We start from the raw sequence: 22,759 nt of genomic DNA on the forward strand, positions 1-22,759 counted from the left end.
GATCGCGGCGGGCCAGGGGTGCCACGATGCCCCGCGCCGGGCGTCACGCGTCGAAGATCCCCAGCCGGTGCGCGATGGCCGCGGCCTCGCCCCGGCCCGAAGCGCCCGTCTTGGCCAGGATGTTGGAGACATGCACGCTCGCCGTCTTCGGCGAGATGAACAGCTCCTGAGCGATCTGCCGGTTGCTCCGCCCTGCGGCGACCAGCCGCAGCACGTCCCGCTCACGGACGGTCAGACCCAGCACCGCCGCCGGTTCCGGGGCCACCTCCCCCTCGGCCCGCCGCAGCGGAATCCGGGCGCGGCCCGCCAGCGTGGAGATCTCCGTCCCGAGGGGCACCGCACCCAGCTCGCGCGCCACCGCGTCGCACCGCCGCAGCAGCTCACCGGCCGCTTCGCGGGCCCCGGCGCCGCCCTGCGTGATCAGGGCCTCCGCCAGCCGCAACCGCGCGGTGGCCGAGAGCGCCGGGGACTCCAACTGCTCGGTGGCGGCGACGGCCTCCCTGCAAAGTGCGGTCGCGTCCCGGCCCTCCGCGGTGAGCAGCTCGGCCTCGGTCATCAGGGCGTACGCGGCCCACAGCGGTACGAACTCGGGCTGGCCCCGCATCGCCTCGCGAATCCGCTCGACCGCCGCGTCGCACCCCACTTCGGCCACCGCGAGCCCGCGGGCGCGCGCCTCCGCCGCTGCCGCCTCGTACAGCAGCGGCCAGCCGTAGCGCTGGTGGCCGGGAGCGATGGCCTCGCCGACCGCGGTCTCCAGCAGGGAGCGGACGTCGAGGACGCGGCCGTCGGCGGCCGCCAGAACGATCGCGATCCGGGCCGTGGCCAGGGTGTGCTGCGGCTCCGGGAACGGGCCGGTGGTCCAGCTGTCGGACTCCGCCAGCCACCGCCCGGCCTCGTCGTACGCTCCACGGGCCAGGGCGAGTTCGGCCCACTGTCCGGCGATCTGCCCCCTGGTGCGGACGCTCACCCCGCGGCGCCCGGCGGCCCGTTCGAGCGCCTCGTCGGCGTCGGCCCAGCGGCCGAGCTGGGTGAGGGACTCGGCGAGATTGACGTCGATGAACGAGGCGGTGTCCGCCAGCCCGTGCCGCTCGGCGAGGCCGCTGCCCTCCTCGGCGGTCGTGACGGCCTCCGTGTAGCGGCCGATGCCGTGCAGCGCCGTGGCGAGGTTGCCGTAACCGCGCAGCACGACGTGGGCGTTGCCCGGTTCCAGGTCGACGGCGCACACGTCGCGTGCCTGCCGCAGGCCGGCCTCGACGTCGCCCGAGTCGATGACGAGCCAGGCCAGGGTGTGCCGGGCGGCAAGGCCGGTGGTCTCGGCGCCCGTCATGCGGCAGAGTTCCACGGCCTGTTCGGCGGTCTTGAGCGCGGTCGGTCCCGGCTGGTGCACCGCGTACCAGTACGCCGCTTGCGTCAGCACGTCGGCGTGTACGACGGACGGCGGCAGGCCCTTCACCAGCTTCTGTGCCTGCGCGATCTCCTCCCAGCCGTCGGAGCGGGAGAGGTCGCGCATCAGCTGATGACGCTGGGTCCAGAACCAGGCTGCCCGGAGGGGGCCTTCCCCGACCTCGACTCCGGTCGAGCGCAGCGCCCGCTTGCAGAGGGCGAGCGCCCGCTCCCGCTCGCCCGCGAGGCGTGCGGCGACGACGACTGCCGCGAGCAGATCCACGAAATCCCCGGGCATGTCGGGGGAGATGGCCGGCCACAGGCCTTCGTCGAGGCCCTGCCGCATCGTCCGGCGGTGCAGCTCCTCGGGGACGTCGTCCCACAACTCCAGCGCCAGCTCCAGCAGATGGTGCTGCTCGGTGAACGCGTACCGGCCGCGTACGGCGGCCGCCGCGGCGATCACGGCGGGCAGCGCCCTTACGGGGTCGCGGGCGTCGAACCAGTAGCCGGCGAGGCGTCCGGGCCGCTCCTCGGACCGCACGAGCGTGGGGTCGGCCTCCAGCGCCTCGGCGTAGCGGCGGCTGAGCCGGAAGCGCTCGCTGGGCAGCAGGTCGCCGACCACGGCCTCACGCATCAGGGCGTGCCGGAAACGGAAGGACTCGCCCTCGTCGCAGGGGCGCAGGACGGCGGCGCCGACGGCCGTGCGCAGGGCCTCGATGAGCTCGTCCTCGGCGAGTCCCGTGACGGTGGCCAGGAGCCGGAACTCCACTTCGGAGCCGCCTCCCGCGGCGATCCCCACCACGCGCCGCACCTCGTCCGGCAGCGCCTCGACCCGGACCAGCAACAGGTCGCGCAGGGAGTCGCTGATGCCGCCAGGGGAGCCTTCGAGGATGCTGGAGGCCAGCTCCTCGACGAAGAACGCGTTGCCCTCGGAGCGTTCGAAGACCCGGTCGAGGAGCTGCTCGGCCGGGGCCTCGCCGTGAATGGCGGCGAGCTGGCGGCGGACCTCCGCGCGGTCGAAGCGGGGCAGTTCGATGCGGGTGACGGTGCGCAGCCGCTCGTACTCGGCGAGGGCGGGTCGCAGCGGGTGGCGGCGGTGCAGGTCGTCGGCGCGGTAGGTGGCGACGATGAGCAGGCGGCTGTCGGTGAGGGCGCGCAGCAGATAGCTGAGCAGCTCGCGGGTGGAGCGGTCGGCCCAGTGCAGGTCCTCCAGGACCAGGACGATGGTGCGGTCCGCGGTGAGCCGCTCGATGAGGCGGACGGTGAGTTCGAAAAGCCGGGCGCGGCCGTCGGCCTCGGGGTGGCCCGGAGCCATCTCGCCCAGTTCGGGCAGCAGCCGGGCGAGCTCGCCCTCCGTACCGGCGACGGCGGCGTCGAGCTCCGCGCCGATCGTGCGGCGCAGGGAGCGCAGCGCGGTCGAGACGGGGTGGTACGGCAGGGCGTCGGCGCCGGTCTCGACGCAGCCGCCGAGAGCGACCACGGCCCCGTCCGCTGCGGCACGGACGCGGAACTCCTCGAGCAGCCGGGTCTTGCCGACGCCGGCCTCACCGCCCACGAAGAAGGCCCGGGGCTCCCCGGCGTGCGCCCGGGACAAGGCCTCGCCGAGAGCGGTCAGTTCGGCGCTGCGGCCCACGAGAACGGGGCTTATGTGGCTGCTCTGCACGGTGCCGAGCATCGCATGTCGCACCAGGTGGGGCACAACGGTTTCGACGGCGAGGGCCCCTGCAACAGGGTGACGCTCCGGCTCCGTCACGCGGTACGCGCCGCCTTCGCGGCCCGCTCGGCCCTGCGGACCATGCGGCGCCGCGCGGCACGGGAGAGGAGCTCGGCCTCGCGGGCGGCCTGGTACTCACGGTGCAGCATGACGGTCTCCTCGGACGAGTCGGTCGCTGGTGGTGCTTCCAACGTCGTCTCCAAGGTGGGGACGCCACATCGAGAGGCTGACGCATCCCGCCGCGCCGAAGCCGCCTTAGGACGGGGGCGAAGGGCCCTTAGGGCCAGGGCAGTGCCGGAGTTCGCCAGGACCTGTGCCGGATTTCTCCAGGACCTGTGCCGGATCGGGAGCGCGCGCAGTGCCACCGCCTACTCCCTCGGGAGTACGTGTGATCGCCACGCCCGTCGGACGACCGCGGGACCCGCTCCGGTCTAGCGTGGCCGCCATGGACGAGCAGCGCGAACGCAGGTGGTCCGTCGGCGGGCCGCCCTGGCGAAACGCCGGGATGGGGACGGGGGCGGGGACCGGGACCGGGGAGCCGACGGGCCGTCGGCTGCCCTGGCCGACGACGATCGCGCTCACCGTGTTCGTGCAGATCGGTTCCGGGTTCGCCGGGCACGGCCAACCGGACCGCGAGGGCCTCGCCCCGCTCGCGCGGGTCCTGCTGTTCCTGGCCACGGCGGTGCTCCTGCTGCGCCACCGCCACCCCGTGCCCGTCGCGTACGCCACCGCCGGGCTCACCCTGGTCTACATCGGCGCCGGGTTCCCCTACGGGCCGGTCTTCCTCGCCGTCGCCGTGGGCTGCTTCGCCGCGATCGTCGCGGGACACCGGCGTGCGGCCTGGGGGGCCGTCGGCGGGCTCTGGGCGGGGCACCTGCTGATCGCGCACTGGCTCTACCGCTGGCTGCCGCCCGGCGACGACGGACCCCGCCCCTGGGGCGAGGAGCTCGTGGCCGCCGTGTGGGTCGTCGCGATCGTCGCCGTGTCCGAGCTCGGCCGCGTACGCCGCGAACAGTGGGCCAAGGAGCGGGCCGAGCGCGCGGAGGCCGCCAGGCGGCGCGCGGACGAGGAACGGCTGCGGATGGCACGGGAGTTGCACGACGTCCTCGCGCACAGCATCTCCGTGATCAACGTCCAGGCGGGCGTCGGCCTCGCCCTGCTCGACTCCGACCCCGAACAGGCCCGCACCGCGCTGACCACCATCAAAGCCGCGAGCAAGGAGGCGCTGGGGGAGGTACGTCAGGTCCTCGGCACCCTGCGCGCCCCCGGGGAGGCGCCGCGCGCCCCGGCGCCGGGCCTCGACCGGCTGCCCGAGCTGGTCGAGCAGGCGAGGAGCGCGGGCCTGACCGTCGACGTCACGACCGAGGGCGCGCACGCGAAGGTGCCGCCGGGCACGGACCTCGCCGCGTTCCGCATCGTCCAGGAGGCGCTGACGAACGTCGTACGTCACTCCGGTTCGCGCCACGCGCGCGTGCTGGTGCGCCACGAGAAGGCGTCGCTCACCCTGCGGATCGACGACGACGGACCCGCCACCTCCGCCGACGCGGGCGGCAGCGGAAACGGACTTGCCGGGATGCGGGAGCGGGCCGCCGCCCTCGATGGCACGATCGAGGCGGGCCCGCGTCCGGACGGCGGCTTCCGCGTGACCGCCACACTGCCCCTGGCGGCGGGCCGCGACCCCAGGGCCCGCACCGCACCTCGGGAGGACCAGTGATCCGCGTACTGCTCGCCGACGACCAGTCCCTGGTCAGGGCAGGCTTCAAGGCGCTCCTCGACGCGCAGCCGGACATCGCGGTCGCCGGGGAGGCCGCGGACGGCGAGGACGCGGTGCGGCTGGTGCGGGAGACACGTCCCGACGTCGTCCTGATGGACATCCGCATGCCGCTGCTCGACGGTCTCGCCGCCACCCGCCGCATCACCGACGAGCCGGGCCTGGAGGACGTGAAGGTGGTCATGCTCACCACCTTCGAACTCGACGAGTACGTCTTCGAGGCGATCCGCTCCGGAGCGTCGGGTTTCCTCGTGAAGGACACCGAACCGGAGGAACTGCTGCGTGCGGTACGGGCGGTGGTCGAGGGCGACGCACTGCTGTCGCCGGGCGTGACGCGCCGCCTGATCGCCGAGTTCGCGGCCCGCTCCAAGGAGCCCGCGCCCGTCGACACCCTCGGCGGGCTGACCGAACGCGAGCGGGAGGTGATGGCCTTGGTCGGCATCGGCCTCTCGAACGAGGAGATCGCCCGCCGTCTGGTGGTCAGCCCCCTCACCGCCAAGACGCACGTGAGCGGACCATGGTGAAGCTGAACGCCCGGGACCGCGCCCAGCTCGTCGTCCTCGCCTACGAGTCGGGTCTGGTGCGCCCCGGCTGGCTGGGCTGACAGAATGCATGCATATGCAATAGATGCTGGTGCAACAGATACTTGAATCTCTGCTAGCGTGCGTCCCATGGCGGCGACAACGGCCGAGCAAGGGCTCGTGGACCAGTGGCGGGGCATCCTCGCGGTGCATGCGCGCACCGTGTGCGAGCTGGACCGGGAACTGCACCCCCATGGTCTCGGGGCGAGCGACTTCGAGGTCCTGGACGTGCTGGCCGAGGGGTCGTCGGACGACGGGGGCTGTACGTTCCGTGTGCAGGAGATCTCCGCTCAGGTCCATCTGAGCCAGAGCGCGCTCTCCCGCCTCATCGGACGCCTGGAGAAGGACGGCCTCGTGGAGCGCGGCATGTGCAGCGAGGACCGGCGAGGCGTGCGCGTCTCCCTCACCGCCAAGGGGCGCGCGCTGCACCACCAGGTGCGCCCCTTGCAGCGAGCGGTTCTCGAGCGGATGCTCGACACCCCCGGGGCCTGACGGTCACCCCATGACGATGGCGGACTTGTCCCGCCACAGTGCGGCCAGCGAACGGTCACCCGTCACCTGAGGGAACGGCAGCCGGTTCCACAGCGCAAGATAGAGCCGCGCAGCGGGCCCGGACACCTCGCAGTCGGCGGGCGCCGCCATGCCGCGCTCGGTGACCGGCGGCCCGTCGGAGAGGCGCACGGTCCAGCTCCGCTCGTCCGGCGCGTCCGTGGCCCGCACCCGCAGGACGCGCGGTATGTCGGTGCGCACCCGGCTCTTCTCGCGGGCGTGGAAGCCGAGCAGCAGCTCCTCGATGCCGTCCACGGCGAAGTCGGTGTCGATGGGTGACGGGGTGCCCGCGCGCGCGGACTCCGCGTCCACCCGGTGGACGGTCGTCTCGTTCGCCTGCCGCCGGGCCCAGAAGGCCAGGGGTGAGGGGGCGGGCAGGAACGTCCAGCACTCGACGTCGGGCGGCGCCGAGGCGAGCGTCGCGACGAGCGCGGCGTGCCCTTCGCGGAACCACCCGACGAGCGCTTCGCCGTCCAGGTCGGGGAGTTCACCGCCGAGCCGGTACGAGCTGCGCCGCTCGGTGATGAACGCCGCGGCCCAGCGGTGCACCATCCCTGTGTGCCGCAGCAGGTCCCGCACCTGCCAGTCGGGGCAGGTCGGCACCTTCGCCTCGGTCCCTGCCTCGGCGGCGGCGCGGGCCAGCAACTGGCCCTCCCTGTCCACGACTTGGATGTGCTCGGAAATGTCCATGCGGGGATTGTGTCGGATGGAGTGCGCTGGAACCGGAAGCTCCGGGTGATGTCAGACCGATTCGGTATGCCCCAGGGGCCCGTTCCGCTCCGCGGCGCCCGTACGCTCCGTCGTTTCCGTACGCCGTGTCGCGAGGCCGATCACCGAGGCGACGGCGGCGAGCAGCGCGACGCTCGTCAGCGCGGTGGGCAGGGAGTACCAGTCGGCCATGAACCCGATCAGCGGCGGTCCGACCAGCATGCCGCCGTAGCCGAGTGTCGACGCGGCGGCGACCCCGCCCGGCCCGGCGAGCGCGCCCGCCCGTTCGACCGCCACCGGAAAGATGTTGGCGAGGCCGAGCCCGGTGACGGCGAACCCCGCGAGGGCGAGGCCCGCCGACGGGGCCAGCGCGCCGAGCAGCATCCCCGTGCACGCCGTCGCACCGCCGCCGACCACTGTGCGGGTCCTGCCGAGCCGTTCGAGGAGCGTGGTGCCGGAGAGCCGGCCGATCGTCATGGCGAAGGCGAAGCACGAGTAGCCCGCGGCGGCGATGCCCGGGTGCGCGTGCAGGTCCTCCTCCAGATGCAGCGGCCCCCAGTCCGCGATGGCACCCTCGCCGTACGCGGTGCACAGCGCGATGAGTCCGAAGACCGTCACGAGCCCGCGGGTGCGGTGGTCCATGCGACGCGAACCACCGCGCTCCGCGGCATCGGTGCCGTCGGCGGCGGGGACATCGGCGGTGGGGGCACCGGCAGGGGGTGCGGCGGCTCCGCCGAGTCCGGCCGCCGCCCCGTGCCGCAGCAGTGCCGGCGCCGTCACCGCGGTGACGGCCAGGCCGACGGCGGTGATGCCGAGCAGATGGGGGGTGGGGGAGAGGTGCCCGGCGACCAGGCCGCCGAGGCCCGCGCCGAGCATGCCGCCCAGGCTGAAGGCCGCGTGGAAGCTGGGCATCACCGGCCGCCGCAGTGCGCGTACGAGATCCACGGCGGCGCTGTTCATCGCCACGCTGATGCCGCCGTACGCCGCCCCGAAGAACAGCAGTACGAGGCCGAGGACGAGGACCGAGCCCGTCAGCGGCGGCAGCGCGACACTCAGGGGCAGCGCCACTCCGCACGCCACCGTCATCGGGATGCTGCCGAACCGTCGGCAGAGCCGCCCGGTGAGCGTCATGGTGACGACGGCCCCGGCGGAGACCGCGAGCAGCGCGAGCCCCAGCTCACCGGCCGAGGCGCCGGTCTGTTCCTTGATGGCGGGGATGCGGACGACCCAGCCGGCGAAGACGAAGCCGTCCAGGGCGAAGAAGACGGTCAGCGCGGTGCGCAGACGGCGGAGGTCGGGAGTGGGGACGGAGGGCCGCGGCGCCGCGGTCCCGATTTTGTTTAGTAGCGGCACAAAGTCAGAGTAGGGGTGCGCACGGGTCCCGTACAAGACGGTTTCGCGGTGCCGCGGGAGAGCGCGTGACGGTGGCGGCACGGCGTACGCGAGGGTTCAGGGGAGGAACGAGCGGATGACGGCTGAACGGCGAGGCCAGGTGCGGATCATGGGAGACTCGCCCTCATGAACGGCAAGGCTGACCCCCGTGCCGAGGGGGAAGTGACCACGCGTACCCGCCTGGAGCGAGGGCGCGGCGCGCTGGGCCCCGCGCTCGAACTGGTCCACACCGGGCGCGCTCCAACCCGTGCCGTGCTCACCGCCGAGCTGGGCGTCACCCGCGCCACGGCGGGCGCCGTCGCCGCCGAGCTGGAGGCGCTCGGGCTGATCCGGATCGACGCGAAGCCCAGCGCGGCCGCGGGTTCGCAGGGCCGTCCTTCGCACCGGCTCGCCGTCGCGGAGGAGGGGCCCGTGGTGCTCGCCGCGCAGGTCCACGCCGACGGGTTCCGGGCCGCACTGGTCGGGCTCGGCGGCGGCATCGTGGCGACCGCGCCGGGCTGCGAGACGGTCGGCGCCGACCCCGCGCAGGTTCTCGGGTCGGTCGTCGACGCGGGTGCGCGGCTGCTGCGCGAGACGGGCAGGCGCTGTGTGGGCGCGGGCCTCGCCGTGCCGTCCGCGGTCGCCCAGCCCGAGGGCACCGCGCTCAATCCGCTGCACGTGGCGTGGCCCGCGGGCGCGCAGGTCAGCGAGATCTTCGCCGACTGCGTACGGGAGGCGGGCATCGCGGGACCGGCTTTCACGGGCAACGACGTGAACCTCGCCGCTCTCGCCGAGCACCGGCACGGCGCGGGCCGCGGCGCCCGGGACCTGCTCTGTGTGGCGACCGGCCACCGCGGTGTCGGCGGCGCCCTCGTCCTCGACGGCCGTCTGCACACGGGGAGTTCGGGGCTCGCCCTGGAGGTGGGCCACCTCACCGTGAACTCCGAGGGGCGCCCCTGCTACTGCGGCAGCCGGGGTTGTCTGGACGTCGAGACGGATCCCCTCGCCTTCCTCACGGAGGCGGGCCGGGAGCCGGGGCCCGAGGGGCTGCTCGTACAGGCCCGCGGCCTGCTCCGCAACGCGTACGGCGACCCGTCCGTGCGCGCCGCGGCCGAAGCCCTGATCGACCGGCTCGGCCTCGGGCTCGCCGGTCTTGTCAACATCCTCAACCCCGACAGGATCATCCTGGGCGGCCTGCACCGCGCCCTCCTGGAGGCCGACCCGGAGCGGCTTCGCGCCGTCGTCGCGGACCGGAGCCTGTGGGGACGCAGCGGCGGCGTGCCGATCCTGGCCTGCACGCTGGACCACAACAGCCTGGTGGGGGCCGCCGAGCTGGCCTGGCAGCCGGTGCTCGACGACCCCCTGGGGGCGCTGGGCTAGGTCCAGGGGGTGGTGCCCGTGATGTCGGAGTACGGTCTGCGAGAAGAGGCGACGCGTTGACACTGCGTTCTGATGTGGCCGAGTTGCTGGCGGGGGCCGGCATCGCCGATGTGGACGTCGACGAAGTTGTCGCGGACGACCACGCCCGAACGTCCGCGTACCTTCGCGTCGTCTCGGTGACCGCTTCCTCGCGGAGCCGGGACCGGGATCGCGCGATCGTGGCCACGATCCTGCGCGACCCCGATGTGATGGGGGCCAAGACGGCGGTGGTCGCCCTCGTGGACGAGATCGCGGGGAAGGTGTCCGGTCCGGCCGAGTTCCGGCGGTGGTCGGCCGAACTGCTGCCGGAGATCGACCGGTTCGATGCTGAGGTGTACCGCGAGTTCATCCGCCGCCGCATCCACGACTGGCTGTTCTACCTGACCGTCGAGGACGGTCACGTGCCGACACCGGCCGAGTTGGCGGAGGTCACGGACTGGATGCAGCGCTTCCTCGCCGACAGGTCGACGTCGTCGGCGGTACTCGCCCTGGTCGCCGATTCGGCCCGCACGAGGAAGACACGGAACATCGCGAAGAACCGAGCCGGAAGCCGGTGGCTCAACTGACGGGCTGGGGCGCCTCGTTGGGGGCCCCACCCACGGCCCCACCCACGGCCCCGTCCACGGGCCCACCCACGGCCCCGCCCACGGTTCCGGCGGGCGCGGGACGTTCGGCCGCCGAGGGCGACAGCGAGGGCGAAGCCGGGGACACGCTCCTCCGGCGTACGAGATCGGGTATCAGCGAGACGAGCCCGAGCGCGGCCAGCGCGGCGCCTGTCCACAGTGGTGCCCGCAGTCCGAACGTGTCGATGGCGGGGCCGCCGACGGACGTGGCGATGATGATGCCGAGCGTGATGAAGGACGAGTGGACCGTGTTGACCAGCGACCTGGCGTTGCCGGTGCGCTGGACACGGGTCACCAGGGCCGGGTTCATGGTGACGCCGACCAGGCCGATGCCGAGCATGAACACGACGGCCGGGACGGTCAGCTCGGCGAAGGCCGCGAACCCGACGAGGAACACCAGGTTCAGCGCGATGCCGACGACGAGCACGGGGAGGGTGCGGCGGTCGGCGAGCCGGCCCACGACGGTGTTGCCGATGACGGTGGCGGCGCCGTACGCGATGAGGAGCAGCGGGACGGTCCCCGTGGAGAAGCCGGTGAGTTCCGTGAGGATCGGGTTGAGGTAGCTGAAGGCGGAGAAGGTCGCGCCGATCACAAAGGTGCTCGTGGTGAGGACGAGCCACAGCCGGGGGTTGCGGAAGGCGCCGAGTTCCTGGCGGAGGCTGCCGTTCTCCTCGCTCTCGCCGTCGGTGCTCGGTACGCCGGCGAGCGTGGCAGCGGCGGCGAGCACGGTCAGGACGGTGATGGCCCAGAACGCGGCACGCCAGCCCAGGTGTTCACCGACGACCGTGGCGAACGGAAGTCCCAGCAGGGTTCCCAGCATGAGTCCGTTGAGGGCCACCGCCACTGCACGGCCGCGTACTTCGGGCCGGGTGATGCGGGAGGCCATCGAGATGGAGACGCCGAAGAACGCCTGTGAGGCGATGCCGGTGAGGACGCGCGCGACCAGCATGGTCCGGTAGTCGGGTGCGAGGGCCGCGAGCACGTTGCCTGCCAGGAAAATGCCGAACAGTAGTAGTAGAGCGCGCTTCTGACGCATCCTCAGCACGGCGACGGTGAGGAAGGGGCCGCCGAGCGCCATCGCGGCGGCGAAGGCGGTGATGAGATAGCCGATCTCGGGGATCGTGGCGTCCAGTCCGTCGGCCATCTGCGGCATCAGTCCTGCGACCACGAATTCGCTGGTCACCATGGCGAAGATGCCGAGGGCCAGCACGTATACGGCGCGGGGCATGAAGGGTGTCCTCCTGTCCGGAAGGTTTTGGGTGGGTCGGTTTTGGATGGGTCAGTACAGAACAAAGGCGTGAAAAGGGACGGAAGGGCGCGTGAAGTCGCGAGGGGTGGTGCTGTTACGCGGAGTTCATGGTGCGGGCCACGCCTGAGAGCGCTGTCCGGTCACCCGGTCACCGGGCCGCCAGCGCGTCCAGGGCGGTCTCGGCGATGGCGTACAGGGCGGCCCGGTCGGCGCCGCCCTGCGCGGAGATCCGCATGCCGCCGATGACGGCGTTCACGTAGCGGGCGAGCGTGTCCGCGTCCCGCCCGGACGTGATGTCGCCGTCCCGCTGACCGGCCCGGATCGTGGCGCGCAGGGCGGTGAGCCGTGTCGCGAGGTCGCGCTCCAGCAACCTGGCGGCCTCGGGATCGCGCCCGGCGAGCTCAACGGTGGAGTTGACGGTGAGGCAGCCGATGCTGTGGCCGTTCTCGCAGTGCTCGAACTCGCCCTCGACGATCCGGGTGAACAGCGCGCGCAACCGCTCCGAGGCCGGCCGCTCCACGTCCTCCAGGATCTCGGCCTGGGCGGCGTTCATCGTGTCCATGTACCGGGTCAGGGCCCGCCGGAACAGCTCGTGCTTGCTGGTGAACGTGTTGTAGATGCTGCTGCGGCCCAGGCCGGTGGCCTCGCACAGATCCTGGGTCGATGTGGCCTCATAGCCGTTCGTCCAGAAGGCGTGCATCGCCGCGTCCAGGGCCCGCTCCTCGTCGAAACTCCTCGGTCGGGCCATGTCGGTACCGTACAGTTTTTGGAACGGTCAGTGCAATACGGGGCGCGAGCCGTGCGGCACGTTGCCGAGGGCGGGTGCCTACCGCCAGTCCACTCCGAAAGCCCGCCCCGGGTTCACCGTCATGACCTGCTCCATCAGCTCGTCGCCCACGGCGAGTTCGAGCCGGGGCCGCACCCGCCGCAGCAGGTGGGGCATGCCAGGGCCGCCGTGCACCGACCGCGCCCCCGCCGTCGTCGTGTCGCCGCCGAGGAGGAGGCGGCCCCCGAAGCCCGCGTCGGCGAGGGAACGGACCGCGTCCGGCATGCGCCAGTCCGTGGCGTGATGGGATCGGGACGGGCCGTCGAAGGCCAGATAGGCGCCGGACGCGGCGGCCTGGAGATGTTCCGCGAGGTCGGGGGCGCGGTTGAGGTGGCCGAGGATCACCCGGTGCGGCGGGACGGCGAACTCGCCGCAGAGCAGGTCGAGTACGTCCAGTGCGCCGGTCCCCAGCTCGAGGTGGACGGCGATCGGCGCGCCCGTCGCGAGGTGCGCCTCGGCTGCCGCCTTCATGGTCCGGCGCGCATGGCCGTCGAGGCCGTGGAAGCCGCCCGCGACCTTGATCAGCCCGGCCCGCACGCCCGACTCCCCGATTCCGTCGGTGAGTTCACGGGCAAAGAGGTCCGCGAGGCCGTTCGCGCGGAGCCTGTCGAGGAACTCTGGTGCGTAGTGGGCCGCTTGGTGCAGCCCCGTCGCGGCGACGAGGTGGACGCCCGCCGCTCTCGACAGCTCGGGCAGCAGTTCGGCGTGCCGCCCCATCCCGTGCGGCGTCCACTGCACGACACTCCGCCCGCCCGCCGCGTGGAACGCCGCGAGTTCGGCGGCCGCGGCGTCGGCCGAGTCCAGCTCCTGGCCCGGGAGGCGAGGGCTGCGGAGGAAGAGGTGGTCGTGGGCGTCGCACACGCCGAGGTCGGCCGGGCCGATATCTCCGAGGACGGTACGGACCGTCGGGCCCCCGTCGCCGACCGCGCCCCCTGCCGCGGCCGCGGTCACCACTGCCGTCCGCGCGGCAGCTTCTCCCGCTCGGGCGCCGAGAGGTGCAGCACCTGGAAGACGTCGCCGGGGACGTCCGGTGCCTCGTGCTCCCAGAGCGAGAAGTGCACGGCCTCCCAGGTGCGCGGATCGACGGCGGTCAACGCACTCACCGCGCCGCGTCGGCGCGCCAACCTCCGCGTCTCGGCGGCGAGTTCACCCGCGTACTCCGACAGTGGCGTCGGTGCGGCGATCCGCTGATGACGCCGGACCGCCGTCCTCGGCACGGCTCCGGCCGCGTCGCCCTCCTCGTACGCGAGGACCGTCCAGTTCTGCACCACCGGTCGACCGAAGTCGTCGACGAGCCCTTGGAAGCCGGGCCCCCAGAGGAAGGAGTTCATGCCCTCGGCGGTGTTCCACAGGTAGAACGGCGCGTACTGGTTCACGGGCGAACCGTCCCTGCCGCGCTCGCGCATCAGATACGCCTTGAAGCCGAGCCCGGGAAAATCGTCCAGGAGGTGGCCCTTCGACTCGACCCGGTGGCGTATGACGCCCATGTCGTAGTCGGCGGGCAGAGTGATCTCGTACTGCATCGCATGCATGGTGTACTCCCTTGGTGTCGGGCTCAGTTGGGGCAGGCGTCGGCGTCGACCAGGGCGCCCCAGTCGGCGGTGGTGCCGTCCGCCGCCGCCTCGACCACGGCCAGGTGCGTCATGAAGGTGCGCGGCCCCGCGCCGTGCCAGTGCGCCTCGCCGGGCTCGATCCAGACCGTGTCCCCGGCCCGGATCGGTTCGACCGGACCTCCCGCACGCTGTACGAGCCCCTCGCCTTCGGTGACGTGCAGGACCTGGCCGTGCGGGTGGCTGTGCCAGGCCGTGCGGGCGCCCGGCGCGAAGTGGACGCTGAACATACGCAGTCGGGAAGGGGCGTCGGGGGCGGCGATCTCGTCGAGCCAGACGGTGCCGGTGAAGTGCTCGGCGGGGCCCTGTCGGCTGTCGGGCCGGTTCCGGGTGATGTGCAACGTACGAATCCCTACTGTGTGGTGGTGGTGCGGGGCCGAGCCGTGGGTGGCGTGGTGCGCGCGGCCGCGAGCAGCGCGAGCAGGCCGCGCACCGCCGCGTCGAACGCGGCGGGCGAACCCGACGAGCGCGCCAGCACATAGCCGCCCTGCACCGTCGCGACGACCGCCGACGCGGTCTCCCGCGGATCGAGCGCGACGCCGAACTCGCCCTGGGAACAGCCCTCTTCGACGATCCCGGTGAGCCGGTCGCGCAGCCAGTCGAGCGTCTCGGTGACGGGCGCGCGCAGCTCGTCGCTCGCGATGACGTCCGGATCCATCGTGAGCCGCCCGACCGGGCAGCCCTTCAGTACGTCGCGCTCGCGCAGCAGATAGGACTCGATGCGCTCGTACGCCGTCCCGTCGCCGCCCAGGACCGCCTCCGCGGTGGCGCGCATCTCCTCGGCGGTGCGCTTGATCGCGGCGAGCGCGAGGTCGGGCTTCCCGTCGAAATGGTGGTACATGCTGCCCTGGCCTGCGCCCGCGTGCTGCTGGATGGCCTTGGGGCTCGTGCCGACATACCCCCGCTCCCACAGCAGCTCGCGGGTGGACTCGATCAGACGCTCCGGAGTGCTCATGCGCTCACTGTACATACTAATAGGTACAGAGAACATACTAGTAGGTACAGAGATTCGGCGGCGGCGGGAGCAGACGCGTACGTCCTGCGTACTCCCCGGGTGGTACGCGTGGTGCCGCTGGCCGTACGACGACGAGAGGGCGCCCCCGGGGCGAGTTTGGAGGCATCGCAGAAACCCGCTTCGGAGGAGATGACTTCAGATGCAGACCCTGGCGCACTGGGACGGCGGGCCCGGCCCGTGGATCTTCTTCTTCCCGCTGATCTGGGCGGCCGTCGTCATCGGCGCCGTCACCCTGCTCCGCCGCACCGTGGGGCGAGGCCGGCGCGGCCCGTTCCGGGGTGCCGGCGGACCCGCCGCGTCCACCGGCCGCACCGGCGTCGACGAGAACTCGCCCATCGCCGTGCTCGGCCACCGCTTCGCCACCGGCGAGATCGACGAGGACGAGTACTGGCGCAGGCTGAGCGTCCTCAGCGAGGAGTTCGGCCCTACCTCCAAGGGCGGTGCCGCATGAGCACCGCGACCGGACGGCCCGCCCGGCCCGTGGCCACCGGCGCCGCGCGCGTCACCGACGCCGTGAAGGTCTACGGCAGCGGCGACACCGCCGTACGGGCCCTGGACGGGGTGAGCGTCGACTTCCCGGCCGGACGCTTCACCGCGATCATGGGACCGTCGGGCTCGGGCAAGTCCACCCTGATGCACTGCGCGGCGGGCCTGGACACGCTCACCTCCGGCGCCGCCTTCATCGGCGACACGGAGCTCGGCAAGCTGGACGACCGACGGCTCACGCTGCTGCGCCGCGACCGCGTCGGCTTTGTCTTCCAAGCCTTCAACCTGGTGCCGACACTCACGGTCGCCGAGAACATCACGCTGCCCATGGACCTCGCGGGCACCGGCGGCGACCGCGAGTGGACGGACGCCCTCGTCGACGTCGTCGGGCTCCGCGACCGGCTGCACCACCGGCCCGCCCAACTCTCCGGCGGCCAACAGCAACGCGTCGCCGTGGCACGGGCGTTCGCGGGCCGCCCCGACGTCGTCTTCGCCGACGAACCGACCGGCAACCTCGACTCGCGCTCCGGCGAAGAGGTGCTGAACCTGCTCGGCCGAGCCGTGCGCCGAATGAGCCGCACCGTCGTCATGGTCACCCACGACCCGGTGGCCGCCGCCCACGCCGACGAGGTCGTCTTCCTCGCCGACGGGCGCCTCGTCGACCGCATGGAGGGGCCGACCGCCGACAAGGTCCTGGACCGCCTGAAGGCGTTCGACACGCGGCAGCCCGCGGGCTTCGCCCCGGGCGGCCGCACGGAAGGGCCCTCGTCATGAGCTCCCTGGGCGCCTCCGCGCGCATCAGCATGTCCTCGCTGCGCGGCCACAAGCGCCGCTTCGCCGGTACGTTCCTCGCCGTCATGCTCGGCGTCGCCTTCCTGGCGGGCACGCTCGTCATGGGCGACACCCTGCGCGCCGGCTTCGACACGATGTTCGGCAACGCCACCAGCGGCACCGACGCCGTCGTCCGCAGCGCCGACGCCATCACCACACCCGACGACAGCCAGGGCACCCGAAAGCCCGTCCGGACCGACCTCGTCGAGAAGATCGAGGAAACCGAACAGGTGGCCGCCGCCGCACCCGGCATCGAGGGCGCGGGGCAGCTCCTCGGCAAGGACGGCGAACCCGTCGGCGGCCAGGGCCCGCCCACCCTCGCGGGCAACTGGATCGACGACGAGCAACTGAACGCGTACCGACTCGCCGAAGGGCGCGCCCCGGCCAGGTCCGGCGAGGTCGTCGTCAACCGCGGCGCCGCCGAGGCCGGAGACCTGAAGGTCGGCGACACGACGACGCTGCGCACCCCCGACCCCGTCCAGGTCACCGTCGTGGGCCTCGCGACGTTCGGCGGCGAGGACGGCATGGCGCAGACGACCTTCACCGGAATGACGCAGGCCGACGCCGAGAAGTACCTCACCGCGAAGCCAGGCGAAGCCTCGGCCATCCGGGTGCGGGCCGGCCCCGGAGTGAGCCAGCAGGAGCTCGTCGACGCGCTGACACCCGTACTGCCCAGGGGAGTTGAGGCGATCACCGGAGAGGCGTCGGCGGTGGAGAACACCGACAACATCTCCGGCCAGTTCCTCGACCTCTTCACCAGCTTCCTGCTGGTGTTCTCCGGAGTGGCGCTGCTGGTCGCCACCTTCAGCATCCACAACACCTTCGCCATCGTCGTCGCCCAGCGCACCCGCGAGAACGCGCTCCTGCGCGCCCTCGGCGCCTCGCGCCGCCAGGTCACCGCCTCCACCCTCGTCGAGGCGAGCGTCGTCGCCGTCATCGCGTCGGCCGCGGGCCTCGCGGGCGGCATCGGTATCGCGGCCGGACTGCAAACACTCTTCCCCGCCATCGGATTCCCTTTCCCCGAGGGCGACTTGGTGATCAGCGCGCTCTCCATGCTGCTTCCGCTCGCCGTCGGCGTCGTGGTCTGCCTCGGCTCCGCGCTGCTGCCCGCCGCACGGGCCGGACGCACCGCACCCCTGGCCGCTCTCCGCGAGAGCGCCGTCGACCACTCGGGAGCCTCGCGTGGGCGAGCCGTCGTGGGCGCGGGACTCGCACTGACCGCCGTGGGCCTCGCCCTGACCGGCGTCCTGGTGAGCCCGTCGGTCTGGCTCGCCGGCGCCGGGGCCACCCTCGCCCTCGTCTCCTTCGTGGTGCTCGGACCGGTCGCCTCCTCGCGAGCGGTACGCATCCTCGGCGGACCCCTGGACCGGCTGCGCGGCGTCCCCGGCGGCCTGGCCAGGCGCAACGCCCTGCGCAGCCCCAAACGGACCGCGGCCACCGCGAGCGCGCTGATGATCGGCGTCGCGGTCGTCTCCCTCTTCACGGTCTTCGGCGCCTCATTGAAGGCCACGATGGACCAGTCCGTGAACCGCTCCTTCGCGGGCGACGTCGCGGTGAGCACCCCCGGCTTCGGCGCGGGCGGCAGCGGGCTCAGCCCCAAGCTGGCCCCCGCGCTCGCACAGCGGCCGGAGGTCGAGACGGCCGTGGGCCTGGGCAAGGGCGCCGCGGAAGTCGACGGCGAGGGACGCGCCCTCACCATCACCGACCCGAAGCCCTTCGCCGCCTCCTTCGAACTCGGCAAGGTCGACGGGTCCCTGGACGCACTCGGCGACGACGGCATCGCGATCACACGGTCGGAGGCGGAGAAACTGGACCTGAAGGTCGGCTCCCGGACCGAACTGGCCTTCGCCGACGGCGAGAAGGAGACCTTCACCGTCCGCGCCGTCTACGGCAGGTCGGAGCTCGCCGGTGACTACGTCATCACCCGCGAGGCCTGGGCGCCGCACCGCATGCAGGACGCCGACAGCGTCGTCTCCGTCACCTTCAAGGACGGCGTGAGCACCGCCGAGGGCAAGTCCGCCATCGCGAAGACCGCGCAGGACCACGGCTACCCGGACGTGCAGACCCGCTCCGAATACGCGCGGGCCTCGGCCGGCGGCATCGACATGATGCTCACCCTCGTCTACGCGCTGCTCGCCCTGGCGGTGCTCATCGCCCTGCTCGGCATCGCCAACACGCTGACCCTCGCCATCCACGAGCGCACCCGCGAACTGGGTCTGCTGCGCGCGGTCGGCCAGACCAGGGCCCAGCTGCGGGCCATGGTCCGCTGGGAGTCGGTGCTCGTCGCCGCGTTCGGCACGGTCGGCGGGCTCGCGCTCGGCGGCTTCCTCGGCTGGGTGCTCGTCAAGGCGTCCGACGGCACGACCGAGAGCGACTTCGCGTTCGCCGTGCCTCCGGTGCAGCTCGCGGTGGTCGCCCTGGTGGGGCCGGCCGCGGGAGCCTTGGCGGGCCTGCGCCCGGCTCGCCGGGCGGCACGGCTCGACGTGCTGAGGGCCATCGCCACCGAGTGACGGCCCAAGGGCCCGCGTCGGAGGTCCCGTCGTCCGGCCGGAGGGCGGGACGTCCGGCACAGGCCCTGGCGCACGTCGAGCGGAAACTCACCGCCCGGTCAGCCGACAACGGCCGACCGGGCGGGAGTCTTCTCGGCCACCCGGTACACGGGATATGAGGAGACGGTCACCACGGGGGAGGGGGCCGGCAGCGTGAACCACACGATCTTCCCCGCGTCGCCCTGCGGACGCACGCCCCAGCTCTCGCTCACCGCCGCGACCATCGCGAGCCCTCTGCCGCAGGTGGCGAGGGAGTCCCCGGCATTGATCTGGGGGAGCCGGGGATCGTGGTCGTGGACGGAGACCGTGAGCCGCTCGAGCAGCAGCTCGATCTCCACGGTGCACATCTTGTCCGGCTCGGCATGCCGGTGAACGTTGGTGAGCAACTCCGTCACGCCGAGGGCGGCCTGGTCTATCAAGGGATCGAGATGCCAGTAGCGCAACTGCGCAGATACGATTCTGCGGACCTGGCCGATCCGCGACGGCAGGGCTTGGAGCTCTACCGTGCAATGCCTGCTTGGCTGGCTGATCACGGTTGCGACTCCCCGAATTGAGGTCCGGAAGAGGACGACGATCGGATCCAGCAGGGGCCGCGTGGTCTGCCGCCTGCTGTGTGTCCGGCGGGGCTGGTTCGCAGCGTCATCGCCGGTAAACCCAGAGTGATGTGAGACCAGAGTGACCCAGGGGGTGGGGGCGTGCAACTCGCGCGTGGTGCGGAGGGTCCGTTCAGCTTCGCGGGCGCTCGTGTTCCGTGGCGCTGCGCACCGCCTCGATGAACCTGCGCACCGTCGGCGGCCCGGCCTCACCGGGGCGCAGTTCGTGATCGCCGAGGGTGAGCCGATAGAGGGTGCCGTTCACTTCGGCGAGAGCCCGGTCGTCCGCGGCGAACCACGGCTTGCCCGTCCGCACCGCCCGCAGTGGCGCGCTGTCGATCTCCGTGCCGTAGCTGGTCAGCAACTCCAGCCGGCCGTCGGCGATACGGACCTGGCCGGCACGCGTGAGGGAGCGCAAGCGCCGCCCGATCCGCACGCCTGTAGCCGTGAACTCCGGCTCTGCCATGTCTCCGAGCCCCCTTGTGCGTTTCGGTGAATCGCTCCGACCGGGGCGGGTGCCCCGTGCGGTGAAGTCTGCACGTACCCGGCGTCGAGCACCAGTGCGCATGGAGACGTGGGACGAGCGCTTCGGCGGAGCGGCCTGCAGCGTGCCGTGACGCCCCTCCCAGGGACTGCGCCAGCTGTGCCTTTGAGGTGCTCAAAGGTGTGTTTATGCAGGTGAGGCGCGTGTGGAGGGTGTTTAAGATCGAGGTGTACGGCCGCGTCGAATCGCGTCCGGCACGACGCGAAGGAGCCCCGCCGTGAGCACCCCACAGCAGATTCGAGCCGACGGGCCGATGCCGACGCTCGACGTCGACCAGAGCGACGAAACGTACCGCTCGTGGCTCAAAGAAGCCGTTCGCAAGGTTCAGGCCGACGCCAACCGTTCGGCCGACACGCACCTGCTGCGCTTCCCGCTGCCCGAACAGTGGGGCATCGACCTGTACCTGAAGGACGAGTCGACCCATCCGACGGGCAGTCTCAAGCACCGCCTCGCCCGTTCGCTGTTTCTCTACGGCCTGTGCAACGGCTGGATCAGGCCAGGACGGCCGGTCATCGAGGCGTCCAGCGGGTCGACGGCCGTCTCCGAGGCGTACTTCGCGAAGCTGACCGGAGTGCCCTTCATCGCGGTGATGCCACGCACGACCAGCGCCGAGAAGATCCGCCTGATCGAGTTCCACGGCGGCCGGTGCCACTTCGTGGACGACCCGCGCACGATGTACGCGGAGTCCGCGGCCCTCGCCGTCGAGACGGGAGGGCACTACATGGACCAGTTCACCTACGCGGAACGGGCCACCGACTGGCGGGGCAACAACAACATCGCCGAATCGATCTACCAGCAGCTGAGGCTGGAGCGGTACCCGGAGCCCGCGTGGATCGTCGCCACGGCGGGCACCGGCGGCACCTCGGCGACCATCGCGCGCTACGTCCACTACATGCAGCACGACACCCGTATCTGCGTCGCCGACCCGGAGAACTCCTGCTTCTTCGACGGCTGGACGAAGAACGACCCGGACGCGACGAGCGACTGCGGCTCCCGCATCGAGGGCATCGGCAGGCCCCGCATGGAGCCGAGCTTCGTGCCCGGCGCGATCGACCGCATGATGAAGGTGCCGGACGCGGCGTCCGTCGCCGCCGTACGCGCTCTGGAGCAGGCCATCGGCCGCAAGGCGGGCGGCTCGACCGGCACCGGCCTGTGGAGCGCCCTGAAGATCGTCGCCGAGATGGTGGCCGCGGGCCGCACGGGCAGCGTCGTGACCTTGATCTGCGACCCCGGCGACCGCTATCTGGACAAGTACTACTCGGACGTCTGGCTGGCCGAACAGGGGCTGGACATCGCGCCGTACGCGCTGGCGATCGACACGCTCCTGACCACGGGGGCCTGGCCCGAGTAGCCGCCTCCCGGCCGGGGCTACGCCTTGGCCGCGGCGAGCCGCCGGTCCAGAGCCGTCACGGCGTCGCGGAACGCCCGGCCCAGACCCGCCCGGCCGATCCTCAGGGCACCGCGCAAGGGTGCGACGCCGTCCATGGCGAAGGTCCACTGCACCCGGGTGCCGCTGCCGGCGCCGGTGTCGTTGTCGTTGTCTGTCGGGGTGAGCCGCCACTCCTCGACGAGGGCGCGCAGGCCGGGCGCGTTCGTCTCGTCGACGCGGTAGGTGTACCGCTCCGGAGCGTCGGCGGCGAGGATCGACTCCTCGAAGCGCGTCCCGCCCTTGAGCCGGACCTCACGGCCCGCGCCGCCGCCGGTCGGCCGGCACAGGGTGACCGCCGTGAACCACTGGGGCCAGCCCGTCACGTCGTCGGCCAGAGCGCGGAACACCGCCTCGGGAGGCGCGCTCACCTCGCGCACGAAGACCAGCCGCACCGGAGCGGAATCCACGAAGTCGAGCCCCACAGGGCTCAGTCGGCGTGCCATGTACCTCTGCCCCCCAGCGGACGGACGGTTGACCGAGCACCGTCACCTTAGCTGGCGGGTCGTCAGATGTCTGCGTCGGCCTCGGAGTCGTCCGCGCCCACGGCGGCGACGGGTTCGGCGTCCCCGGCCGTCGCGTGCTCACCCGTGATCACGAGCTGGTCCAGATGCTCGGAGATCTCCGAGCGCGCGTCCGCGGGCAGCCCCGCGTCGGTCACCAGCGTGTCGACCTGCGAGAGCCTCGCGAACGAACTCAGGCCCACCGTCCCCCACTTGGTGTGGTCCGCGACCACCACCACGCGCCGTGCCGACTGCACCAGACGCCGGTTGGTCTCCGCCTCCGCCAGGTTCGGCGTCGACAGACCGGCCTCCAGCGATATGCCGTGCACACCGAGGAAGAGCACATCGAAATGGAGCGCCCCGATCGCCTGGTCCGCGACCGGGCCGACAAGGGAGTCCGACGGGGTCCGCACCCCACCGGTCAGCACGACCGTCGCCGCGCCCTGCCGCTGCCCCGAGGTGCGCTGCGCGGAGTGGAAGACGTCCGCCACACGCACCGAGTTCGTCACCACTGTCAGATCCGGCACGTCCAGGAGGTGGTGGGCCAGGGCGAACGTCGTCGTACCGCCGGAGAGCGCGATCGCCGTGCCGGGCGCCACCAGGGACGCCGCGGTCCGCGCGATGTCCTCCTTGGCGGTCGGCTCCAGACCGGACTTGGCTTCGAAGCCCGGCTCGTGCGTGCTCGCCTCGACCACCGGGACCGCGCCGCCGTGGACCTTCTCCAGCACACCCTGGCGGGCCAGCGCGTCGAGGTCGCGGCGGACCGTCATGTCGGACACACCGAGCTTGCGCGTGAGTTCGTTGACGCGGACACCGCCGCGACGGCGCACCTCGTCGAGGATCAGAGCACGGCGCTGCTCGGCGAGGAGGTTCTGGTTGTCGCTCACGCCCGGTCCGGCCCTTCTGCCTCGTCACGCCCGTCGCGCCCGCCCGGCGCGCTGCCTCATCCTCGCACGGGCCATCGGGAGCCGTGCCATCGACCGGGGCCCCCGCACCGGCCGGAAAGAG

General features: G+C 72.4%; 21 protein-coding genes and 1 pseudogene. 9 read left to right on the plus strand and 13 right to left on the minus strand.

Features of this window, described 5'->3' with window-relative positions; genetic code table 11:
• Positions 1-43: 43 nt before the first annotated feature.
• The gene (locus AB0N81_RS20705; protein ID WP_365360275.1) at positions 44-3,046 is read right to left on the minus strand and encodes an AAA family ATPase; all 3,003 of its coding nucleotides are present in this window, start codon (positions 3,044-3,046) and stop codon (positions 44-46) included.
• Positions 3,047-3,602: 556 nt separating this feature from the next.
• On the opposite strand from AB0N81_RS20705, the gene AB0N81_RS20710 reads away from it, so the two are divergent.
• The 3 genes and pseudogenes from AB0N81_RS20710 to AB0N81_RS20720 all read left to right on the plus strand — a co-directional run bounded on the left by AB0N81_RS20710 (position 3,603) and on the right by AB0N81_RS20720 (position 5,941).
• Entirely contained in the window at positions 3,603-4,811 is a 1,209-nt protein-coding gene (locus tag AB0N81_RS20710; RefSeq protein WP_365360608.1) for a sensor histidine kinase, read from the plus strand.
• A pseudogene (locus AB0N81_RS20715) lies at positions 4,808-5,472 on the plus strand (response regulator transcription factor). Before AB0N81_RS20710 ends, AB0N81_RS20715 begins: the two are co-directional and overlap by 4 nt.
• A 67-nt stretch (positions 5,473-5,539) precedes the next feature.
• Positions 5,540-5,941, plus strand: a complete 402-nt coding sequence (locus AB0N81_RS20720) for a MarR family transcriptional regulator (protein WP_365360277.1) — start codon at positions 5,540-5,542, stop codon at positions 5,939-5,941.
• 3 nt (positions 5,942-5,944) lie between these two features.
• On the opposite strand, the gene AB0N81_RS20725 is transcribed toward AB0N81_RS20720, so the two are convergent.
• Positions 5,945-6,688: a maleylpyruvate isomerase family mycothiol-dependent enzyme gene (locus AB0N81_RS20725; RefSeq protein WP_365360279.1), complete on the minus strand. Its 744-nt coding sequence runs from the start codon at positions 6,686-6,688 to the stop codon at positions 5,945-5,947.
• A 51-nt stretch (positions 6,689-6,739) separates the two neighbouring features.
• On the minus strand, positions 6,740-8,140 hold the full coding sequence (locus AB0N81_RS20730; RefSeq protein WP_365360281.1) for an MFS transporter: 1,401 nt from the start codon (positions 8,138-8,140) through the stop codon (positions 6,740-6,742).
• A gap of 84 nt (positions 8,141-8,224) precedes the next feature.
• Here AB0N81_RS20730 and AB0N81_RS20735 point away from each other — a divergent pair, with 84 nt between their 5' ends.
• Complete coding sequence (locus tag AB0N81_RS20735) at positions 8,225-9,457, plus strand: ROK family protein (RefSeq protein ID WP_365360283.1); 1,233 nt, start codon at positions 8,225-8,227, stop codon at positions 9,455-9,457.
• 56 nt (positions 9,458-9,513) lie between these two features.
• Positions 9,514-10,062 carry a hypothetical protein gene (locus tag AB0N81_RS20740; protein ID WP_365360285.1) on the plus strand — a complete coding sequence of 183 codons (549 nt, stop codon included), beginning with the start codon at positions 9,514-9,516 and terminating at the stop codon, positions 10,060-10,062.
• Here AB0N81_RS20740 and AB0N81_RS20745 read toward each other — a convergent pair.
• The 6 genes from AB0N81_RS20745 to AB0N81_RS20770 all read right to left on the minus strand — a co-directional run bounded on the left by AB0N81_RS20745 (position 10,055) and on the right by AB0N81_RS20770 (position 14,759).
• Positions 10,055-11,347 (minus strand): MFS transporter, encoded by a 1,293-nt coding sequence (locus AB0N81_RS20745; protein WP_365360287.1) that lies wholly within the window; start codon positions 11,345-11,347, stop codon positions 10,055-10,057. The two genes, AB0N81_RS20740 and AB0N81_RS20745, sit on opposite strands and share 8 nt — an antisense overlap.
• 169 nt (positions 11,348-11,516) lie before the next feature.
• A complete protein-coding gene (locus AB0N81_RS20750; protein WP_365360289.1) occupies positions 11,517-12,116 on the minus strand; it encodes a TetR/AcrR family transcriptional regulator in 600 nt (199 codons plus the stop codon).
• A gap of 78 nt (positions 12,117-12,194) precedes the next feature.
• Positions 12,195-13,145, minus strand: a complete 951-nt coding sequence (locus AB0N81_RS20755) for a phosphotriesterase (RefSeq protein WP_365360291.1) — start codon at positions 13,143-13,145, stop codon at positions 12,195-12,197.
• The gene (locus AB0N81_RS20760; protein ID WP_365360293.1) at positions 13,142-13,726 is read right to left on the minus strand and encodes a DUF4865 family protein; all 585 of its coding nucleotides are present in this window, start codon (positions 13,724-13,726) and stop codon (positions 13,142-13,144) included. Before AB0N81_RS20760 ends, AB0N81_RS20755 begins: the two co-directional genes overlap by 4 nt.
• Positions 13,727-13,749: 23 nt before the next feature.
• Positions 13,750-14,145 carry a cupin domain-containing protein gene (locus AB0N81_RS20765; protein WP_365360295.1) on the minus strand — a complete coding sequence of 132 codons (396 nt, stop codon included), beginning with the start codon at positions 14,143-14,145 and terminating at the stop codon, positions 13,750-13,752.
• Positions 14,146-14,156: 11 nt separating this feature from the next.
• Complete coding sequence (locus tag AB0N81_RS20770; protein ID WP_365360297.1) at positions 14,157-14,759, minus strand: TetR/AcrR family transcriptional regulator; 603 nt, start codon at positions 14,757-14,759, stop codon at positions 14,157-14,159.
• Positions 14,760-14,958: 199 nt separating this feature from the next.
• Here AB0N81_RS20770 and AB0N81_RS20775 point away from each other — a divergent pair, with 199 nt between their 5' ends.
• Genes AB0N81_RS20775 through AB0N81_RS20785 form a run of 3 tightly spaced genes read left to right on the plus strand, consistent with a single transcriptional unit; the run spans position 14,959 to position 18,646 of the window.
• Positions 14,959-15,270 (plus strand): SHOCT domain-containing protein, encoded by a 312-nt coding sequence (locus AB0N81_RS20775; protein WP_365360299.1) that lies wholly within the window; start codon positions 14,959-14,961, stop codon positions 15,268-15,270.
• On the plus strand, positions 15,267-16,079 hold the full coding sequence (locus tag AB0N81_RS20780; RefSeq protein ID WP_365360301.1) for an ABC transporter ATP-binding protein: 813 nt from the start codon (positions 15,267-15,269) through the stop codon (positions 16,077-16,079). The genes AB0N81_RS20775 and AB0N81_RS20780 overlap by 4 nt, the downstream gene beginning before the upstream one ends.
• Before the next feature lie 5 nt (positions 16,080-16,084).
• Positions 16,085-18,646, plus strand: coding sequence for an FtsX-like permease family protein (locus AB0N81_RS20785; RefSeq protein ID WP_365360610.1), 2,562 nt, complete (start codon positions 16,085-16,087; stop codon positions 18,644-18,646).
• Positions 18,647-18,744: 98 nt separating this feature from the next.
• Here AB0N81_RS20785 and AB0N81_RS20790 read toward each other — a convergent pair whose 3' ends face one another.
• Both AB0N81_RS20790 and AB0N81_RS20795 read right to left on the minus strand, forming a co-directional pair.
• Positions 18,745-19,218 (minus strand): ATP-binding protein, encoded by a 474-nt coding sequence (locus AB0N81_RS20790; RefSeq protein WP_365360303.1) that lies wholly within the window; start codon positions 19,216-19,218, stop codon positions 18,745-18,747.
• Between the two features lie 193 nt (positions 19,219-19,411).
• Positions 19,412-19,744: a hypothetical protein gene (locus AB0N81_RS20795; protein WP_365360305.1), complete on the minus strand. Its 333-nt coding sequence runs from the start codon at positions 19,742-19,744 to the stop codon at positions 19,412-19,414.
• A gap of 331 nt (positions 19,745-20,075) precedes the next feature.
• On the opposite strand from AB0N81_RS20795, the gene AB0N81_RS20800 reads away from it, so the two are divergent.
• Positions 20,076-21,173, plus strand: a complete 1,098-nt coding sequence (locus tag AB0N81_RS20800; RefSeq protein ID WP_365360612.1) for a PLP-dependent cysteine synthase family protein — start codon at positions 20,076-20,078, stop codon at positions 21,171-21,173.
• A gap of 17 nt (positions 21,174-21,190) precedes the next feature.
• Here AB0N81_RS20800 and AB0N81_RS20805 read toward each other — a convergent pair whose 3' ends face one another.
• Both AB0N81_RS20805 and AB0N81_RS20810 read right to left on the minus strand, forming a co-directional pair.
• Positions 21,191-21,694, minus strand: coding sequence for an SRPBCC family protein (locus AB0N81_RS20805; RefSeq protein ID WP_365360307.1), 504 nt, complete (start codon positions 21,692-21,694; stop codon positions 21,191-21,193).
• A gap of 62 nt (positions 21,695-21,756) precedes the next feature.
• The gene (locus AB0N81_RS20810; RefSeq protein WP_365360309.1) at positions 21,757-22,638 is read right to left on the minus strand and encodes a DeoR/GlpR family DNA-binding transcription regulator; all 882 of its coding nucleotides are present in this window, start codon (positions 22,636-22,638) and stop codon (positions 21,757-21,759) included.
• Positions 22,639-22,759: the final 121 nt, after the last annotated feature.

The organism is Streptomyces sp. NPDC093510 (assembly GCF_040683555.1).
GTDB lineage: Bacteria > Actinomycetota > Actinomycetes > Streptomycetales > Streptomycetaceae > Streptomyces.

Coding starts and splice junctions, on each gene's coding strand:
- AB0N81_RS20710 (WP_365360608.1), top strand. CDS start 3,603: ATGGGGACGGGGGCGGGGACCGGGACCGGGGAGCCGACGGGCCGTCGG.
- AB0N81_RS20720 (WP_365360277.1), top strand. CDS start 5,540: ATGGCGGCGACAACGGCCGAGCAAGGGCTCGTGGACCAGTGGCGGGGC.
- AB0N81_RS20725 (WP_365360279.1), bottom strand. CDS start 6,688: ATGGACATTTCCGAGCACATCCAAGTCGTGGACAGGGAGGGCCAGTTG.
- AB0N81_RS20735 (WP_365360283.1), top strand. CDS start 8,225: ATGAACGGCAAGGCTGACCCCCGTGCCGAGGGGGAAGTGACCACGCGT.
- AB0N81_RS20745 (WP_365360287.1), bottom strand. CDS start 11,347: ATGCCCCGCGCCGTATACGTGCTGGCCCTCGGCATCTTCGCCATGGTG.
- AB0N81_RS20750 (WP_365360289.1), bottom strand. CDS start 12,116: ATGGCCCGACCGAGGAGTTTCGACGAGGAGCGGGCCCTGGACGCGGCG.
- AB0N81_RS20760 (WP_365360293.1), bottom strand. CDS start 13,726: ATGCATGCGATGCAGTACGAGATCACTCTGCCCGCCGACTACGACATG.
- AB0N81_RS20770 (WP_365360297.1), bottom strand. CDS start 14,759: ATGAGCACTCCGGAGCGTCTGATCGAGTCCACCCGCGAGCTGCTGTGG.
- AB0N81_RS20775 (WP_365360299.1), top strand. CDS start 14,959: ATGCAGACCCTGGCGCACTGGGACGGCGGGCCCGGCCCGTGGATCTTC.
- AB0N81_RS20780 (WP_365360301.1), top strand. CDS start 15,267: ATGAGCACCGCGACCGGACGGCCCGCCCGGCCCGTGGCCACCGGCGCC.
- AB0N81_RS20795 (WP_365360305.1), bottom strand. CDS start 19,744: ATGGCAGAGCCGGAGTTCACGGCTACAGGCGTGCGGATCGGGCGGCGC.
- AB0N81_RS20800 (WP_365360612.1), top strand. CDS start 20,076: ATGCCGACGCTCGACGTCGACCAGAGCGACGAAACGTACCGCTCGTGG.
- AB0N81_RS20805 (WP_365360307.1), bottom strand. CDS start 21,694: ATGGCACGCCGACTGAGCCCTGTGGGGCTCGACTTCGTGGATTCCGCT.